This window comes from Streptomyces sp. NPDC001700, from assembly GCF_053596435.1.
In genome coordinates, this window is record NZ_JBSFGE010000028.1 from 36,376 (window position 1) to 53,241 (window position 16,866).

A 16,866-nucleotide genomic window follows, 5' to 3' on the forward strand; every position below is an offset into this window, starting at 1 on the left:
TCGCCTCCGGCGGGGCGCGGGCTCACCCGGTGGGAGGCGTCGCCGCGACCACCCACATCGCGAAGAACTGCGAGCCGCCGCCATAGGCGTGGCCGAGCGCCGTGCGGGCGCCCTCGACCTGGTGTTCGCCCGCCTGGCCACGCACCTGGAGGGCCGCTTCGGCGAAGCGGAGCATGCCGGAGGCGCCGATGGGGTTGGTGGACAGCACGCCGCCCGAGGGGTTGACGGGGAGTTCGCCGCCGATCTCGGTCACGCCCGACTCGGTGAGCTTCCAGCCCTCGCCCTCCTCCGCGAAGCCCAGGTTCTCCAGCCACATGGGCTCGTACCAGCTGAACGGTACGTACATCTCGATCGCGTCGATCTCCCGGCGCGGGTCGGTGATCCCGGCCTGCCGGTAGACGTCGGCGGCGCAGTCGCGCCCGGCGCGCGGCGAGACGCAGTCCTTGCCCGCGAAGAGCGTCGGCTCGCTGCGCATCGCGCCGCCGTGCATCCAGGCGGGCGGGCGGGGGGCGCGGCCGGCGCCGGTGCGGTCGGTGAGCACCATGGCGCACGCGCCGTCGGAGGAGGGGCAGGTCTCGGAGTAGCGGATGGGGTCCCACAGCATCGGCGACGACTGCACCTTCTCCAGCGTCAGATCGTGTTCGTGGAGGTGGGCGTAGGGGTTGCGCAGGGCATTGCGGCGGTCCTTGTAGGCGACGAGCGCGCCGACGGCCGGGGGCGCGCCGGTGCGCCGCATGTACGCGCGGACGTGCGGCGCGAAGAAGCCGCCCGCCCCGGCCAGCAGCGGCTGCTGGAAGGGGACGGGCAGCGAGAGCCCCCACATGGCGTTGGACTCGGACTGCTTCTCGAAGGCCAGGGTGAGCACGGTGCCGTGGACGCGGGCGGCGACCAGGTTGGCGGCGACGAGCGCGGTGGAGCCGCCGACCGATCCGGCGGTGTGCACGCGCAGCATGGGTTTGCCGACCGCGCCGAGCGCGTCGGCGAGGTACAGCTCGGGCATCATGACGCCCTCGAAGAAGTCGGGCGCCTTGCCGATGACGACGGCGTCGATGTCCGCCCAGGTCAGCTCGGCGTCCTCCAGGGCCCGTACGGCGGCCTCCCGGACCAGCCCGGCGAGGGAGACATCGCGCCGGGCGGCGGTGTGCTTGGTCTGGCCGACGCCTACGACGGCCACCGGTTCCTTGCTCACTGGACGGCTCACCGGGCTTCCCCTTCCAGGACGGCGACCAGGTTCTGCTGGAGGCAGGGGCCGGAGGTGGCGTGGGCCAGCGCCCGGTCACCGTCGCCACGGTGGATCGCGGCGGCGGCCTCGCCGAGCCGGATGAGCCCGGCGGCCATCATGGGGTGGGCGGCCGGGGCCCCGCCGGACGGGTTGATACGTACGCCGTCGCCCAGCTCCAGTTCGCGGCGGAGGATGATCTCCTGCGAGGTGAACGGGGCATGGAGTTCGGCGAGGTCGGCGGGCGCGTCGAAGGCCCCGGCGCGGGTCGCGGCGAGCCGGGTCGACGGGGAGCGGGTGAGGTCCCGTACGCCCAGGCCGTGGGGTTCGATGCGGTGGTCCATGCCACGGATCCAGGCGGGCCGGGCGCACAGCCGCCGCGCGGTGTCCCCGGCGGCGAGCACCACGGCGGCGGCGCCGTCGCCGATGGGCGGGCAGTCGTGGCGGCGGAGCGGCCGCACCAGGTACGGGGTGTCGAGGAGGGCGGCGGGCGGGGCGGAGCGGGTCACCTGGGCGTGCGGGTTGTCGGCTGCGGCGTTGCGGCCGCGCGCGGCGACCTCGGCGAGGGCGCGTTCGTCGGTGGTGCCCTCGTCGAGGAGCGCCTGGGCCTGGAGGGCGGCCAGGGAGACCGCGTCGGGCCACAGGGGGGCGACGTAGTACGGGTCGAGCTGGCGGGTCAGGACCTCGGGCAGGTCGCCGGGCGAGGACTTGCCGTACGCGTAGACGAGCGCGGTGTCCGCCTCGCCGGTCAGCAGCTTGACCCAGGCCTCGTAGAGCGCCCACGCGCCGTCCATCTCGACATGGGACTCGGAGATGGGCGGCCAGGCGCCGACGCCGTCGAGCGCCATGGTGAAGGAGAAGGCGCGGCCCGCGAGGTAGTCGGAGGAGCCGGAGCAGGTGAAGTCGATCTCGCCCGCCCGCAGGCCCACCGCGCCGAGCACCTGGTGGAGGACGGGCATCAGCATCTCGACTTCGGAGACCTCGGCGCTGGTGCGCCGGGTTCCGCTCTGCCCGAAGGCGACGATGGCGACGTCTCGCATCTACAACAGCTCCTTGTAGGTGTCGTAGTCGGCGTCGGGTTCGCCGGTGGGCCGGTAGTGATCGGGGTAGCGGCCGCCCTCGGTCCATACGGGCGTCACCCGCAGCCCCATGCGCACCTGGTCGTACGGGATGCCGCCGATGCGGCCGTGGAGGGCGAGGTCGGCGCCGTCGAGGGCGATGTGCGCGTAGACGTACGGCACTTCGATGTCGAGGTTGCGGGCCTTGATGTTGACGATGCAGAAGGTGGTGACGGTGCCGCCGGGGCCCACCTCGACCTGTTCGTCGGTGGCGACGCCGCAGGTGGGGCAGGCGCCACGGGGCGGTACGTACACCTTGCGGCAGGACGGGCAGCGCTCGCCGACGGTCTTCTGTCCGGCGAGGGCGGCGAGGTAGCGGGACTGGGCGCGGCCGGGCGCGTACGTGTAGTCGAGGCGGGCGGGGGCGACGATGCCGGTGACGGGGTCGGCGAACTCCCCGTCGTGCGGGGTGACTTCATGGGTGGCGTCGCCGTCGTACGGTTCGAAGCAGGCGATGTCGGTGATGGCGCCGGTGCGCTCACCGGCCCAGCGGACCCGGACCCGCATGCCGGTGCGCACGGCGTCAGGGCCGGGCGCGTCGAGGGCGTGGAGGAGGGCGGTGTCGGCGCCGTCGAGCCGGACCAGCGCCCAGGCGAACGGGGTGTCCAGGGGCTGGCCACGGCGCGGGGCCGGGTTCCAGGCCCAGGTGGTGACGGTGCCGGTGGGGGCGACCTCGACCAGGTCGCGCAGTTCGTCGGCGGTGGCCGGGTCGTATTCGACGGGCGGGACGAGCACCCGGCCGTCGGCGGTCCGTACGCCGAGCACGACGCGCTCGCGCAGGCCCGTGAGGAAGGCGCTCTGGACGGGGCCGAGGGAACGGGTGAAGGGGAACTCGACGACCAGAGGGGCCTGCAGCACCTCGGGGGTGGGAGCAGGTGGCATGGGGCGTCTCCTTCTGATGTCAGCGGAGCACTACGACCGGCGGTAGACCGGGGGGCGTTTTTCCGCGAAGGCTTTCGATCCCTCTTTGGCGTCGGCGGTGTCGAAGATGGGCCAGCCGCGTTCGAGTTCGGACGCGAGGCCATCGGTTTCGGTCATCTCGGCGGTCTCGTAGACGGATGCCTTGACCGCCTCGACGGCGAGCGGGCCGTTGGCGTTGATGAGTTCGGCGATCTCCAGGGCCTTCTCCAGGGCGGTGCCGTCGTCCACGACCCGGCCGATCAGCCCGATCCGCTCGGCCTCCTCGGCGCTGTAGGGGCGGCCGGTGAGCAGCATCTCCAGGGCGTGGGTGCGCGGCACCTGGCGGGCCAGGCGCACCGTGGAGCCGCCGATGGGGAAGAGCCCGCGCCGGACCTCGTACAGCCCGAAGGTGGCGCCACGGCCCGCCACCCGGATGTCGGTGCCCTGCAGGATCTCGGTGCCGCCCGCCACGCAGTGGCCCTCGACGGCGGCGATCACCGGTGTGCGCGGCCGGTGGTGGCGGAGCATGGCCTTCCAGTGGAGGTCGGGGTCGGCTTTCAGCCGGTCCCGGTAGTGCTGGCCCTCCATCCGGCCGCCGCCCGCGAGCGCCTTGAGGTCCATCCCGGCGCAGAAGACACCACCCGCGCCGGTGAGCACGACGGATCGGACGGTGTCGTCCTCGTCGGCCTGGATCCAGCCGTCGTACAGCCCGACCAGCATGGGCAACGAGAGCGCGTTCTTGGCCTCTGGCCGGTTGAGCGTGAGCACCAGCGTGGCGCCTCTGCGCTCGACGACGAGGTGTTCGGTCCCGTGTGGCACGGCAGTCCTCCCGTCTCAGACCTAGAACAGGTTGCAGTAGTGACGGAGCGACTTCAATAGCAATCTGATGGACAGTCAGATTTTTTGGCCGCGGCCCTTCCCACCTCTCCCCCACGGTGCTGTCATGAGCGCCGAGCCCGCCCGATGTCAGGTCAGGAGGAGCCGTGGAGTACAACCTTGCCGACCTGTTCGAGTCGATCGTGGACACCGTGCCCGGCAGAGAAGCGCTGGTGTACGCCGACCACCCGGGTACCGGCGCCGAGCGGCGGCTGAGCTACGCCCAGCTCGACGCCGCCGCCAACCGGCTCGCCCACCACCTCCGGGGCGCGGGGATCGCGCCGGGCGAGCATGTGGGGCTCCACCTGTGCAACGGCGTCGAGTATCTGCAGACCGTCCTCGCCTGCCTGAAGGTCCGGGCCGTGCCGGTGAACGTCAACTACCGCTATGTCGAAGACGAGTTGGTCTATCTCTACCGCGACGCGGACCTTGCCGCCCTGGTCTACGACGCCGAGTTCGGCGACCGGGTGGCCGCGGCGCTGCCGCGCACGGACACTCTGCGCCATCTCATCCAGGTCGGCGCCGGGGACGGGCCGCCCGGCGCGGTCCCGTTCGCCGAGGCCGAGGCGTCGGGCTCGGACGGGCGCGGCTTCGCGCCCCGCTCCCCGGACGACCGCTTCATCATCTACACCGGCGGCACCACCGGCATGCCGAAGGGCGTGGTGTGGCGGCAGGAGGACCTGTTCTTCTCCGGGCTCGGCGGCGGCGCGCCGACCGGCATCCCGGTCGGCCGCCCCGAGGAGCTGGCCGAGCGGGTGGCGGTCTCCGGCGACGGTCTGGTGTTCTTCCCCACCGCACCGCTGATGCACGGCACCTCGACCCTCACGGCCTTCATCGCCCTCAACTTCGGTCAGAAGGTGGTCCTCCACCGGAAGTTCGTGCCCGAAGAGGTGCTGAGGACGGTCGAGAAGGAGAAGGTCAGTACGGTGTCGCTGGTCGGCGACGCGATGATGCGGCCCCTGGTGGACGCCCTCACCGGGCCCCTCAAGGACATCGACCTCTCCCCGCTGCTGAGCGTCAGCAGCTCGGGGGCGATCCTCTCGGACACCGTGCGCGCCCAGTTCGCCGCGCTCGCGCCGCACACGCTGGTGCTCAACAACTTCGGCTCCTCGGAGTCCGGCTTCAACGGCACCGCCACCGCGGACTCCGGCCCCGAGCGGGGCTTCCGGGTGAGCGTTCACGACCGTACGGCCGTCGTGGACCCGGCGACCCACCGTCCCGTCGCGCCCGGCGAACCGGGCCGGATCGCCCAGCGCGGCCATGTGCCGCTCGGCTACTACAACGACCCGAAGAAGACCGCGGAGACCTTCTTCGAGGCGGACGGCGAACGCTGGGTGCTCCTCGGCGACATGGGAACCGTTGACGAGGACGGCGTGATCACGGTCCTCGGCCGGGGCTCCCAGTGCATCAACACCGGCGGCGAGAAGGTGTACCCGGAGGAGGTGGAACAGGCCCTCAAGGCCCATCCGGACGTGTACGACGCGCTGGTGGCGGGCGTCCCGGACGAGCGCTGGGGCCATCGCGTGGCGGCCGTCGTCCAGCCCCGCGAGGGGGCCGGGGCCCTGGACGCCGACGCGGTACGGGACCACTGCCGCACCCGGCTCGCCGGGTACAAGATCCCCCGTACGGTCGTCTTCACCGACCACATCCAGCGCTCCCCCAGCGGCAAGGCGGACTACCGCTGGGCCCGCGCGGTCGCGGCGGGAGACGGGGCGTAGCACGCCCTCAGGACGCGGGCGGCGGGGTGCGCGGCAGCACGCGGGTGGCGAACTCGCGGACCGCGTCCAGGACGCCCCGGCCGCTGTGCCCGACCCCCGGCACGATGTCGAGGGTGACGTCGATCCCGAGCGCCAGGTAGTTGTCGCGCAGCGCGGTGATCCGCTCGACCCGGGTCCGGCCGAGCGCGTCGGCGCCGTCCATCCAGTTGGAGTCGCCCGGGTTGTTGATCTCCCAGGTCTCGGTGTCCTCGGCGCCGACCACCATGTGGACCGCCACCTTACGGATCTCCTCCAGCCGCACCGGCGCCCCGAAGCGCTCCTCGAAACCCGCCGTGCCCAGCCACCACTCACGGTCCGGGTCGATCAGCGTGACCCGGCCCGGCGCGCCGATCGACACGGCGCACAGCCGCTCCGGGTGGAGGTACAGGAAGCGGTGCGCGAACTGCCCGCCGCCCGAGAAGCCCTGGAGCATGAAGCGGCCGGTGTCGACGGTGAAGCGCGTCCCGACCTCGTCGACGATCGCCAGCAGCTCCCGGTCGTAGCGGATGCCGCCGTACTCGATGAACTTGAAGTTGTGCAGATCGTCCGGGTCCCCGATGGCCGCCGGGAACAGCGGGGTGAGGATGACGACGCCGTGCCGCTCGGAGAAGTCGGCCATCGCGTTCCGGTACTCGGCGGCGGTGCGGCCGGTCCCGTGCTGGATCACCAGCAGCGGGAGCGGGGTGCTGGTGGTCTCGTGCGCGGAGGGCACATGCAGGCTGTAGGAGAACCGCTGGTCGTGCTGTGAGGCGAAGAAGGTGGTGGCGCCGGTGCGGTAGAACGCCTTGGTCGTCTTGATGCGCGGTGTCACATGTCCTCCTGCGATGCGCCGCCATCCGGGGCGGGGCGGTGCCGTCACGATCACGCGGGGACGGCAGCGGCCTCAAGATGATTGCCGCACAGGCGTCAATGACGTCAGGGGGTCAGCGGCGCATCGCGGCGAGCAGATCGACGCCGAGGGTGCGGACGGCCTCCTCGTCCAGCTGGTAGTGCACCCTGGCCCCCTGCCGGTGGGTGTGCACCATTCCCGCCTCCCGGAGTTTGCGCAGATGGCGCGACATCTGCGGCGGGGTGGTGCCGAAGTGGCTGGCCAGCTCGGTCGTCGTCATCGACTGCCGCAGCAGGACGTGGCACACCCGGACGCGCAGCGGCTCGTCCAGCGCCCGGACCCGGCGCAGCACCTCGTCCATGGCGGGCGGCTCGCCGTCGCCGTCGCCCCGGACCGGGTACTGCACGACCACCGGATAGCCGGGGTAGTGCTTGATCGCGATGTGCGGGTTGATGTGCAGCGAGGGCACCAGCAGGCAGGGCGCGTCGGTCAGGCTGGCCCGCGCGTTGTAGAGCTTGTCGAAGACGACCCGCGGCGGATCGGCCTCGACGCGGGCGGTGGGGAAGTCGGCGAGTGCCCGGGCGCCGTCCAGCCGGTGTCTTTGGAAGCGCGTACGGACGTCCGCCTCCAGGACGCCGCGCAGCCGGGTCCACTCCGCCTCGAACAGCTCACCTGCGGCTGCGGAGAGGAAGTCGGTGAGGTCGTCGCGGAACGCGGCGGGGCCCGCGAGCAGCCGTACTCCCAGCGCGAACCGGCTTTCCGACATCTGCCGCAGCCGACCGAGGAACCGCTCGGGGGAATCCCCCTCGGCGACCTGCGGCCGGTGGCTGTTCTGCCCGATCAGGGCCTGTTCGGTCATGGCCGTGAACGTGGCCTCGGGCAGTCCGCCGATGTCGGCCAGCTCCTCGTCCAGGGAGCGCTCAGGTCCGGCGGTGAGGGGCAGCAGATAGCGGGCGCGGAACGCGCCCCACAGCGGTGCCCATCGCGCGGCCCGCGCGAGCAGCCGTTCGTCCGCGCCCTGGAGCACGGCGCCGACCCAGCGACGGCTGGCCGGATGGTGCCGGGGCTCGTCCAGCGCGTGCAGACAGGCACACAGCTCGGCGAGCGGCGACAGCCGTGCGGCGATGCGCTCCTCGGGGGCGGGGCCCAGGTCGATGACTACGGGCATGGGTCGACGGTCGGGGATTGACGCCTTGCTGTCAATCGTCTTGTGGCCGGACCGCGAGGGGCGCAGGCTCCGGTCATCTTCCCGGCCGCTCCCCCATTTCCCCCGGCCGGTCCCCGTCTCCCCGTCCCTCCCCGATCCCGTACCGATCCCGCATCTTCCGCGACGGAGCGTTGCCATGCCCCCTCTCCTCCGGAACGGTCCGCGCGTCGTTCTGGCCGTCACCCTGCTGGCCACGGTGAGCAGCGCGTGCACCATCGGTTCCGCCGACGACTCCACCGCGGCCGCCGGATACCCCTCCCGTGGCCTGTCCATCCTGGCCCCCGGCAGCGTCGGCGGCGGCTGGGACGCCCGGGCGCGCGGCATGGGCGCCGCGCTCACCGGCTGCGAGATCATCGAGGAGGACGTCACGGTCACCAACAAGCCGGGCGCGGGCGGGGCCATCGGGCTCGCCCGGATGGTCGGCCGCCGAGGCGATCCGTACCAGCTGATGACCATGGACACCGTCACCATGGCCGGGGGCGCGGTGCAGAACGACTCCCCGGTCCGGCTCTCCTCCCTCACCCCCATCGCCGGGCTCACCGTGAGCCCCAGCGTGATCGTGGTGCCCGCCCGGTCCCCGTACCGCGATCTGGCGTCGGTGCTGGCGGCCATGAAGCGGAACCCCAAGGCCATGTCCTGGGTGGGCGGTTCGCTGGGCGGCCCCGACCACATCACGGTCGCCTCCCTCGCCAAGGCCCGGGGCATCCCCGTCAGCAAGATCACGTACGTGCCGACCGGGGGCGGCGGCGAAGTGCTCAACCTGCTGCTGAGCGGGGCGTCCAAGGTCGGCATGTCGACACTGACGGAGATCCGTCCGCAGATCGAGGCGGGCAAGCTGCGGGTCCTCGCCATCAGCGGCGACGAACGTCCCGAGGGGCTGGCCGCCCCGACCCTCAAAGATCTCGGCTACGGCGGGGCGAGCGTGGTGAGCACCGGCGGGGTGATGGCCCCGCCCGGCCTCGATGACGGCGAACGGCGGGCGATCGTGACGATGGTGGACCGGATGCGCCGCACCCCGTGCTGGAAGCGGACCCTGAAGCAGAACGACTGGAAGGCGGTGTGGCTGCCGGGCAGCCGGTTCGGCGCGCTCATCGACCGCCAGCAGAAGCAGGTCGCCCAGGTGCTGAGCGACGTGGGGCTGACCTCATGAGCGGCCAGGGACACGAGGCACGGTCCGAAGCGCTCTGGGGTCCGCGCGTGGCGGCGCTGCTCTTCCTCGCCGCCGGGGTGGTCGTGGTCGGCTGGGCGTTCGCCATCCCCGCGCGGGCCACCGAGCAGGACGTGGGCCCGCGCGCGTTTCCGCTGCTCGTGGGGGTGGGGCTGTGCGTAGCGGCCGCGTTCTCCACCGTCCAAGCCTTTCGCGGGGCCGACCGGGAGCAGGCGGAACACGCGCGCGAGGAGGCCCGGCTCACCGAGTGGCGCCCGGTCGCCACCCTGCTCGCGCTGCTCATCGGCTATCTCTTCGCGCTCGCCCCCTGCGGCTACTGGCAGTCCACGGCCGTGCTGTTCACCCTGGTCGCGCGCGTCCTGGGCAGCCGCAAGCTCCTCCGTGACGCGCTGGTCGGACTCGTGCTGGCGCTGGCCGTGTACGTCCTCTTCGACCGTCTGCTGGGCATCCATCTGCCGCCCGGCATCATCCGATTGGCGTTCTGACATGGATGTGCTCACCCACCTCACGGACGGCTTCGCGAGCGCGTTCAGCCCGATGCATCTGCTGCTGGCCTTCGCGGGCTGCACCCTCGGCTCCCTCGTCGGCGTGCTGCCCGGGCTCGGCCCCGCCACCACCGTCGCGCTGCTGCTGCCGCTGACGTACGTCTTCGATCCGGTCGGCGCGCTGGTGCTGTTCGCCGGGATCTACTACGGCGGCATGTACGGCGGCTCGACCACGGCCATCCTGCTCAACGTCCCCGGTGAGACGGCCTCGGTGCCGACCACGCTCGAAGGCCATCCGATGGCGCGCTCCGGCCGGGCGGGCGCCGCGCTGGCCACCGCCGCCATCGGCTCCTTCGTGGCGGGCACGATCTCCACCGTAGCGATCACCTTCATCGGCCCGGCCATGTCCCGGGTCGCCGAGAGCATCCAGCCCGCCGAGTACTTCGCGGTGATGATCCTGGCGTTCGCCACCGTCACCGCGGTCGTCGCCGACGCCCCGGCGCGCGGGCTGTGCAGCCTCTTCCTGGGGCTGGCGATCGGGCTCGTCGGCATCGACAGCCTCACCGGCCAGGTGCGCTACGCCTTCGGCGTGCCGGAGCTGTACGACGGCGTCCAGGTGGTGGCCGTCGCCGTAGGGCTCTTCGCGATCGGCGAGGGGCTGTACACCGCGGCCCGGCTGCGGCGCGCCCCCGAGGAACAGATGCTTCCGGTGGGCGGCAGGATCGGGATGAGCCGCGAGGACTGGGGGCGTTCCTGGAAGCCGTGGCTGCGCGGCACGGCCATCGGCCTGCCGATCGGCGCCCTCCCGGCGGGCGGCGCGGAGATCCCCACCTTCCTCAGCTACAACCTCGAACGCAGGCTCTCCCGGCACAAGCAGCAGTTCGGCAAGGGCGCCATCGAGGGCGTGGCCGGTCCCGAGGCCGCCAACAACGCCGCGTTCTCGGGTGTGCTGATGCCGCTGCTCACGCTCGGCATCCCCACGTCGGCGACGGCGAGTGTGCTACTGATCGCCTTCCAGATGTACGACGTGCAGCCCGGACCGCAGCTGTTCCAGACCCAGTCCGCGCTGGTGTGGACGCTGATCGCGAGCCTCTACATCGGCAATGTGATGCTGCTCGTGCTCAACCTGCCCATGATCCCGCTGTGGGTGAAGCTGCTGCGGCTGCCCCGGCCGCTGCTGACCGCGGGCATCCTCGTCTTCGCCACGCTCGGCGTGTACGCGCTGTCGCAGAACGCCGTCGACCTCGCGGTGGCCGTGGCCTTCGGGGTGCTCGGCTTCCTGATGCGCCGTACCGGCTATCCGGTGGCGCCGCTGATCCTCGGCGCGGTCCTCGGTCCCATGACCGAGACCCAGTTCCGCCGTGCGCTGGCGTTCAGCGAGGGCGACTGGACGGTCTTCCTCACCCGCCCGGTGTCCGCCGCCATCCTGTGCCTGGCGCTGGCGTCCCTGGTGGGCCCGATGGCGGTGCGGCTGCTGCGCCGCCGGTCGTCCGTACCATCCGCCTAAGGGGCCGTCTCGCACACCGACGGCAGCGCGCGGGTCAGCGCCACCGCGTGCAGACCGTCCAGCCGCTTCTCATGGCCCGTGGCCAGAGCCCCGGCCAGCAGCCGGGGCGGGCAGGAGGGGGCGGTACGGGCGTCCGTTGCGGCCGTGATCGCCCGGACCAGTTCGCCGTTGATCCGGTTGATCTCCAGCCGGACTTTAGCGAGGTCGGGGCGCTCGGTGGGCGCCTGGGAGGGGTCGGCCTGCCACCGCCGGTACAGGCCGCGCTGGACGACCTTGCTCGCCTCGATCTGGTCGCGGAAGATCCTCGACGTCGCCACCGGGTCGCCGCCCGTCTCCCGGGCCTGCTCCGCCACCGCGTCCAGCACCTGCTGTTCGCGGGCCGGGTCGTCGATCGGGCTGTCGGTGCCCCACTTGGCGGCGGCGACCTGGTCCGCGACGAGCAGCCGGTCCGCGGACAGCGCGGCCAGCGGCCGCAGTTGGCCGTGGGAGGGGGCCGCGACCGCTCCCCCGGCTCCCGCGACCAGCACGGCGGTGGTCATGGCGGTGGTCATGGCGGCGATCAGAACAGGGCGCACGGTATTGGTCAGTCGCACGGGCGGACCCCTCTCTCGGCGGCGCGAGCAGGAGTCTATGCGTCCAGGAACGCCCCTAGGGCGGCGAGGAATTCCTCCGGGCGGTTCTGGTGGACGCAATGGCCCGCGTCGATGGTGACCAGGCTGCAGTCGGGTATCCGCTCCGCCATCTCCGCCAGCAGCTCCTGCGGGATGTGGCTGGCCGGGCCGCCGCCGATGACCAGGGTGGGGGCGGTGATGGCCGAAAGCCCCTCGGTCCAGCGGGGGTCCGGGGCGTTGCGCTGCTCGGTGAACTGCGTCTTCACCGCCCAGTCGAAGGCCATGCGCCCGGCCGGGCGCGGCGGCATCTCCAGCGGCGGGTCCTGGGGCAGCAGCGGCGGGGCGTCCTCGATGACCAGCCGCTCCGTCAGCTGCGGGAAGCGCTGGGCGACGAGGTAGGCGACCACGCCGCCGTACGAGTGCCCGATCAGCGTGACGCGCTCCAGCCCGAGCGCCGCGAGGAACCCGGCGACCTCGTCGCGCAGCAGCTCCAGGGCGTACTCCCCCGGCCAGTCACTGGCTCCGTGTCCGCGCAGGTCCAGCGCGTACACCCGGCGGCCCGGGGCGAGGCGCCGCGCTATGGCGATCCAGTCGACGCCGTCCTCGCCCAGGCCGTGCAGCAGCAGGACGGGCGGGTCGCCCACGGCGCCCCACACCCGGTACGTCAGCTCGACCCCGTCCACCTCGACACTGTCAAGTGTGTGCATGGGGCCGAGGATACGGCCGAAACCGCTCCCGTCACCCCCGTCACACCGGCCGCTCATGTCCGTCCCAGTAGGGCTCCCGGAGCCGCCGCTTGTAGAGCTTGCCGTTGGGGTCGCGGGGCATCTCCGCGATGAAGTCGACGGACTTGGGGCGCTTGTAGCCCGCGAGCCGCTCCGCGCAGTGGTCGAGGATGGCGGCCGCCAGCTCCGGACCAGGGGTGTGGCCCGGGGCGGGTTCCACGACCGCCTTGACCTGCTCGCCCCAGTCGTCGTGGGGAATGCCAAAGGCGGCGGCGTCGGCGACGGCGGGGTGGGTGAGCAGCGCGGACTCGATTTCGGCCGGGTAGATGTTGACCCCGCCCGAGATGATCATGTCGATCTTGCGGTCGCGGAGGTAGAGATAGCCGTCGTCGTCCAGGAGGCCGAGGTCGCCGACGGTGAAGTAGTCCCCGATGCGGTTCTTGGCGGTCTTGCCCGCGTCCTTGTGATAGCTGAAGCCGCCGGTACTCATCTTCATGTAGACGGTGCCGAGTTCGCCGGGCGGCAGTTGCCGTCCGTCGTCGTCGAAGATGGCGAGGTCGCTGATGGGCCAGGGTTTGCCGACCGTTCCCGGCTTCTTCAGCCAGTCCTCGGCGGTGGCGAAGGCGCCGCCGCCCTCGCTCGCCGCGTAGTACTCCTCGACACAGCCGCCCCACCAGTCGATCATGGCGCGTTTTACGTGGTCGGGGCAGGGCGCGGCGCCGTGGATGGCGTGGCGCATCGAGGAGACGTCGTAGGACGTCCGTACCTCCTCGGGGAGGGCGAGCAGCCGGTGGAACTGGGTGGGCACCATGTGGGTGTGGGTGCAGCGGTAGCCGTCGATGAGCCGCAGCATCTCCTGGGGCGTCCACTTGTCCATGAGCACCAGGGGGTGGCCGATGTGCAGGGACGAGGACGCGAACTGCAGGACGGCCGTGTGGTAGAGCGGTGAGCACACCAGGTGGATGTGGTCGGGCTCCTCGGCGCGGGGCCTGATCCCGAAGAAGCGCAGGAAGCCGCCCAGATGGCTCTCCTCGGGGAGCTTTCCGGTCAGCGGGCGCCGGATGCCGCGCGGGCGGCCCGTCGTGCCGGAGGTGTAGTTCATGACCCAGCCGAGTTCGCGATCGGCGGGCGGGTCGGTCGGCTGTCCCTGGAGGAGTTCGGCGTACGGGCGAAAGCCGTCGATGGCGCCGACCGCGTAGCGGTGGTCGGCGGGCAGCCCGGCCTCGTCGGCGGCCAGGGCGGCCTGCGCGCCGAAGCGTTCGTGGGCGATCAGCACCTTGGCGCCCGAGTCGGAGACGATCCAGGCGATCTCGGGGCCGACCAGATGGTGGTTGACGGGCACGAGGTACAGCCCGGCCTGGGTGGCGGCGAGCGCGGCGGTGAAGAACTCGACCCCGTTGGGCAGGACGACCGCGAAGGCGTCGCCGCGCCGGAGCCCGGCGGCGCGCAGCCCGCCGACGAGCTGGTTGCACGCGGCGTGCAGCCGGGCGGCGGTCCACTCCTCGCCGTCGGGGGCGACGAGGACGACGCGGTCGGGTTCGCTCGCGGCCTGGGCCCAGAAGCCGACGGGGATGGTGGGGGTCTCACTGGTGGTGGCGTTCATCGGTCGTCGCCCTCCTTAGGTCCCGTTTCCGGTCCCGTTTCAGTCCCGTCCGGCGATGCGGTTGACGCGGTCGATGGCTCGTTCGAAGCCCCGGGTCAGGTCGTCGAAGACGGCCTGCACGCTGCGGGTGGAGTTCATCCGGCCGACGATCTGGCCGACCGGGGTGCCGAGCAGCGGTTCCACCTCGTACTTCTGGATGCGCGAGACGGCCTCGGCGACCAGCAGTCCCTGGAGCGGCATCGGCAGCGGTCCCGGGCCCTGCGGGTCGTCCCAGGCGTCCGTCCACACGGTGCGCAGCTGGCGGGCGGGTTTGCCGGTGAGGGCGCGGGAGCGCACGGTGTCGCCTGACCCGGCGGCCAGGAGCTTGTTGGTGAGCGCGGCCGAGTGGAGTTCGGCCTCCTCGGTGGTGAGCCAGATCGAGCCGAGCCATACGCCCTGGGCGCCGAGGGCGAGCCCGGCGGCGATCTGTTCGCCGCTGCCGATGCCACCCGCGGCGAGCACCGGCAGCGGATCGACGGCCTCGACGACCTCGGGGGTGAGCACCATGGACGCGATCTCGCCGGTGTGGCCACCCGCCTCGTAGCCCTGCGCGACGACGACATCGAGGCCCGCGTCCTTGTGGTGGCGGGCGTGGCGGGCGCTGCCCGCCAGCGCGGCGACGAGGATGCCGTGCTCGTGGGCGCGGGCGACGACATCGGCGGGCGGCGAGCCGAGCGCGTTGGCCAGCAGCTTGACGGGGTAGTCGAACGCGACGTCGAGCTGGCTGCGGGCGACCTGCTCCAGCCAGCCGGTGATCCGCCAGCCGGACGCCTCGCCCTCGGCCAGTTCGGGAACGCCGTGCTTGGCCAGGGTCTCCTGGACGAACGCGCGGTGCTCCTGCGGGATCATCTCCTCGATGTCGGCCTCGCTCACCCCCTCGACCTTCTTCGCGGGCATCACGACGTCGAGGCCGTACGGTTTGCCGTCGGTGTGCTCCTGCATCCAGTCGAGATCGCGGGCCAGCTCGTCGCCCTCGGCGTAGCGGACCGCGCCGAGCACGCCGAACCCGCCCGCCCGGGTGATCGCCGCGGCCACGGCGGGGAACGGCGTGAAGCCGAAGATGGCGTGCTCGACACCCAGCCTTGTGCTCAGCTCCGTCTTCATGCGGGGCAGGATGCCGCAGGGGACCGGGGAGCGGAAGAGTTTTTCTGACGGAACGTCAGATTGGCTCGGTCAGATTGGCTGGGGCCTCGGCGTTACTTCCCCAGCACCGCCATCGCCGCGTTGTGGCCGGGGATGCCGCTGACCCCGCCGCCGCGCACCGCGCCCGCACCGCACAGCAGCACATTGGCGTGGCGCGTCTCCACGCCCCACCGGCCGGTGCCCTCCTGGGCGTACGGGAAGGCCAGCTCCCGGTGGAAGATGTTCCCGCCCGGCAGCCGCAGTTCGCGGTCCAGGTCCAGCGGGCTCTTCGCCTCGATGCACGGCCTGCCGTCGGCGTCGTACGCGAGGCAGTCGGCGATCGGCTCGGCGAGATGCGCGTCGAGCTGGGCGAGGGTGTCCCGCAGCAAGGTCTCGCGGGCCGTCTCGGGGTCGTCCGCGAACAGCCGGGCGGGGGTGTGCAGCCCGAACAGGGTCAGGGTCTGGTAGCCCCGCGCGGCCAGGTCCGGGCCGAGGATCGACGGGTCGGTCAGCGAGTGGCAGTAGATCTCCGACGGTGGCCGCCGGGGCAGCTCCCCCGCGGCCGCCTGCCGGTACGCCGCCTCCAAGTCGCCGTAGCCCTCGGCGATGTGGAACGTCCCGGCGAACGCCTCGCGCGGGTCCGCCTCGGGGTCGCGCAGCGCGGGCAGCCGCCGCAGCAGCATGTTCACCTTCAGCTGCGCGCCCTCGGCGGGCGGCGCGGGCGGCTCCTCGCCGAGGAGCCGCGCCAGCTCGCGCGGGGCGGCCCCGACGAGTACATGGCGGGCGCCCACGACGTGTTCGCCGTCCTGGTCGACGTACGTCACCTCGGCCGCCGTCCCGTCGGTGGCGATCCCCGTGACCTCGCAGCCGGTCGCGATCCGCGCACCCGCCAGGCTCGCCGCGTGGGCGAGCGCGTCGGTGAACGCGCCCATGCCGCCCACCGGCACGTCCCAGTCGCCGGTGCCGCCGCCGATCACGTGGTAGAGGAAGCAGCGGTTCTGCGCCAGCGAGGGGTCATGGGCGGAGGCGAACGTGCCGATCAGCGCATCGGTGAGGACGACGCCCCGCACCAGGTCGTCCTCGAACGCCGCCTCGACCGCCTCCCCCAGCGGCCGTTCGAACAGCGCCTCCCACGCCGCGTCGTCACCGATCCGGGCCCGCAGCGCGGCCCGGTCCGGCAGCGGCTCGGTCAGCGTCGGGAAGACCCGCTCGGCGACCCGCCCGGTCATCGCGTAGAACCGTTCCCAGGCCGCGTACTCCCGCTCCCCACCGGTCAGCCGCGCGAACGCCTCCCGGGTGCGGGCCCCGCCGCCGGTCTCCACCAGCAGCCCGGTCGGCCGCCCGCCCCGGACGGCGGGGGTGTACGAGGAGACGGCCCGCTTGCGGACCGCGAACCGCAGCCCCAGGTCGTCGACGATGCGCCGGGGCAACAGGCTGACCAGGTACGAGTAGCGCGAGAGCCGGGCGTCCACCCCGGGATAAGGCCGCGTCGACACGGCCGCGCCACCGGTGTGGTCGAGCCGCTCCAGCACCCGCACGCTGCGTCCGGCCCGGCCCACATAGGCGGCGGCGATCAGGGCGTTGTGGCCGCCGCCGACGATGACGACGTCGTAGGCATCGCTGACATCACTGACATCACTGACATCACTGGCATCGCTGGCATCGCTGTGAGGCATGCCCTCTGGTTAGCACGCCACGAA

At 72.3% G+C, this 16,866-nt stretch carries 15 protein-coding genes; 4 read left to right on the forward strand and 11 right to left on the reverse strand.

Annotation, left to right across the window (positions count from 1 at the left end; all coding sequences use genetic code 11):
• Nucleotides 1-22: 22 nt before the first annotated feature.
• Genes ACWC5C_RS35315 through ACWC5C_RS35330 form a run of 4 tightly spaced genes read right to left on the reverse strand, consistent with a single transcriptional unit; the run spans nucleotide 23 to nucleotide 4,056 of the window.
• A complete protein-coding gene (locus ACWC5C_RS35315; RefSeq protein WP_450882402.1) occupies nucleotides 23-1,189 on the reverse strand; it encodes a thiolase domain-containing protein in 1,167 nt (388 codons plus the stop codon).
• Nucleotides 1,190-1,197: 8 nt separating this feature from the next.
• Nucleotides 1,198-2,259 (reverse strand): thiolase domain-containing protein, encoded by a 1,062-nt coding sequence (locus tag ACWC5C_RS35320; protein WP_450882285.1) that lies wholly within the window; start codon nucleotides 2,257-2,259, stop codon nucleotides 1,198-1,200.
• Nucleotides 2,260-3,219: a Zn-ribbon domain-containing OB-fold protein gene (locus tag ACWC5C_RS35325; protein ID WP_450882287.1), complete on the reverse strand. Its 960-nt coding sequence runs from the start codon at nucleotides 3,217-3,219 to the stop codon at nucleotides 2,260-2,262. It abuts the gene before it with no gap.
• A gap of 30 nt (nucleotides 3,220-3,249) precedes the next feature.
• Nucleotides 3,250-4,056 carry a crotonase/enoyl-CoA hydratase family protein gene (locus ACWC5C_RS35330; RefSeq protein ID WP_450882289.1) on the reverse strand — a complete coding sequence of 269 codons (807 nt, stop codon included), beginning with the start codon at nucleotides 4,054-4,056 and terminating at the stop codon, nucleotides 3,250-3,252.
• 164 nt (nucleotides 4,057-4,220) lie between these two features.
• Here ACWC5C_RS35330 and ACWC5C_RS35335 point away from each other — a divergent pair, with 164 nt between their 5' ends.
• Nucleotides 4,221-5,831, forward strand: coding sequence for an acyl-CoA synthetase (locus tag ACWC5C_RS35335; protein ID WP_450882291.1), 1,611 nt, complete (start codon nucleotides 4,221-4,223; stop codon nucleotides 5,829-5,831).
• 7 nt (nucleotides 5,832-5,838) lie between these two features.
• Here ACWC5C_RS35335 and ACWC5C_RS35340 read toward each other — a convergent pair whose 3' ends face one another.
• Entirely contained in the window at nucleotides 5,839-6,681 is an 843-nt protein-coding gene (locus ACWC5C_RS35340; RefSeq protein WP_450882293.1) for an alpha/beta hydrolase, read from the reverse strand.
• Nucleotides 6,682-6,793: 112 nt separating this feature from the next.
• Nucleotides 6,794-7,867: a DUF5937 family protein gene (locus ACWC5C_RS35345; protein ID WP_450882295.1), complete on the reverse strand. Its 1,074-nt coding sequence runs from the start codon at nucleotides 7,865-7,867 to the stop codon at nucleotides 6,794-6,796.
• Nucleotides 7,868-8,042: 175 nt separating this feature from the next.
• Here ACWC5C_RS35345 and ACWC5C_RS35350 point away from each other — a divergent pair, with 175 nt between their 5' ends.
• Genes ACWC5C_RS35350 through ACWC5C_RS35360 form a run of 3 tightly spaced genes read left to right on the forward strand, consistent with a single transcriptional unit; the run spans nucleotide 8,043 to nucleotide 11,066 of the window.
• A complete protein-coding gene (locus ACWC5C_RS35350; RefSeq protein ID WP_450882297.1) occupies nucleotides 8,043-9,056 on the forward strand; it encodes a Bug family tripartite tricarboxylate transporter substrate binding protein in 1,014 nt (337 codons plus the stop codon).
• The gene (locus ACWC5C_RS35355; RefSeq protein ID WP_450882299.1) at nucleotides 9,053-9,559 is read left to right on the forward strand and encodes a tripartite tricarboxylate transporter TctB family protein; all 507 of its coding nucleotides are present in this window, start codon (nucleotides 9,053-9,055) and stop codon (nucleotides 9,557-9,559) included. Before ACWC5C_RS35350 ends, ACWC5C_RS35355 begins: the two co-directional genes overlap by 4 nt.
• 1 nt (nucleotide 9,560) lies before the next feature.
• Nucleotides 9,561-11,066, forward strand: a complete 1,506-nt coding sequence (locus tag ACWC5C_RS35360; protein ID WP_450882301.1) for a tripartite tricarboxylate transporter permease — start codon at nucleotides 9,561-9,563, stop codon at nucleotides 11,064-11,066.
• Here the strand turns inward: ACWC5C_RS35360 and ACWC5C_RS35365 are convergent.
• From ACWC5C_RS35365 to ACWC5C_RS35385, 5 genes are all read right to left on the reverse strand, one after another.
• Complete coding sequence (locus ACWC5C_RS35365) at nucleotides 11,063-11,659, reverse strand: chorismate mutase (protein ID WP_450882303.1); 597 nt, start codon at nucleotides 11,657-11,659, stop codon at nucleotides 11,063-11,065. The genes ACWC5C_RS35360 and ACWC5C_RS35365 overlap by 4 nt on opposite strands.
• Before the next feature lie 35 nt (nucleotides 11,660-11,694).
• The gene (locus ACWC5C_RS35370) at nucleotides 11,695-12,384 is read right to left on the reverse strand and encodes an alpha/beta fold hydrolase (RefSeq protein WP_450882305.1); all 690 of its coding nucleotides are present in this window, start codon (nucleotides 12,382-12,384) and stop codon (nucleotides 11,695-11,697) included.
• A 40-nt stretch (nucleotides 12,385-12,424) separates the two neighbouring features.
• Nucleotides 12,425-14,005: an acyl-CoA synthetase gene (locus ACWC5C_RS35375; protein WP_450882307.1), complete on the reverse strand. Its 1,581-nt coding sequence runs from the start codon at nucleotides 14,003-14,005 to the stop codon at nucleotides 12,425-12,427.
• Nucleotides 14,006-14,044: 39 nt separating this feature from the next.
• Nucleotides 14,045-15,148, reverse strand: coding sequence for a nitronate monooxygenase (locus ACWC5C_RS35380; protein ID WP_450882309.1), 1,104 nt, complete (start codon nucleotides 15,146-15,148; stop codon nucleotides 14,045-14,047).
• A 92-nt stretch (nucleotides 15,149-15,240) separates the two neighbouring features.
• Nucleotides 15,241-16,842 (reverse strand): phytoene desaturase family protein, encoded by a 1,602-nt coding sequence (locus ACWC5C_RS35385; protein ID WP_450882311.1) that lies wholly within the window; start codon nucleotides 16,840-16,842, stop codon nucleotides 15,241-15,243.
• Between the last annotated feature and the right edge of the window lie 24 nt (nucleotides 16,843-16,866).

Excerpts from the sequence above, each read along its gene's own strand:
- ACWC5C_RS35325 (WP_450882287.1), bottom strand. The coding sequence starts at position 3,219 with ATGCCACCTGCTCCCACCCCCGAGGTGCTGCAGGCCCCTCTGGTCGTC.
- ACWC5C_RS35360 (WP_450882301.1), top strand. The coding sequence starts at position 9,561 with ATGGATGTGCTCACCCACCTCACGGACGGCTTCGCGAGCGCGTTCAGC.
- ACWC5C_RS35345 (WP_450882295.1), bottom strand. The coding sequence starts at position 7,867 with ATGCCCGTAGTCATCGACCTGGGCCCCGCCCCCGAGGAGCGCATCGCC.
- ACWC5C_RS35380 (WP_450882309.1), bottom strand. The coding sequence starts at position 15,148 with ATGAAGACGGAGCTGAGCACAAGGCTGGGTGTCGAGCACGCCATCTTC.
- ACWC5C_RS35350 (WP_450882297.1), top strand. The coding sequence starts at position 8,043 with ATGCCCCCTCTCCTCCGGAACGGTCCGCGCGTCGTTCTGGCCGTCACC.
- ACWC5C_RS35385 (WP_450882311.1), bottom strand. The coding sequence starts at position 16,842 with ATGCCTCACAGCGATGCCAGCGATGCCAGTGATGTCAGTGATGTCAGT.
- ACWC5C_RS35370 (WP_450882305.1), bottom strand. The coding sequence starts at position 12,384 with ATGCACACACTTGACAGTGTCGAGGTGGACGGGGTCGAGCTGACGTAC.
- ACWC5C_RS35375 (WP_450882307.1), bottom strand. The coding sequence starts at position 14,005 with ATGAACGCCACCACCAGTGAGACCCCCACCATCCCCGTCGGCTTCTGG.
- ACWC5C_RS35355 (WP_450882299.1), top strand. The coding sequence starts at position 9,053 with ATGAGCGGCCAGGGACACGAGGCACGGTCCGAAGCGCTCTGGGGTCCG.
- ACWC5C_RS35320 (WP_450882285.1), bottom strand. The coding sequence starts at position 2,259 with ATGCGAGACGTCGCCATCGTCGCCTTCGGGCAGAGCGGAACCCGGCGC.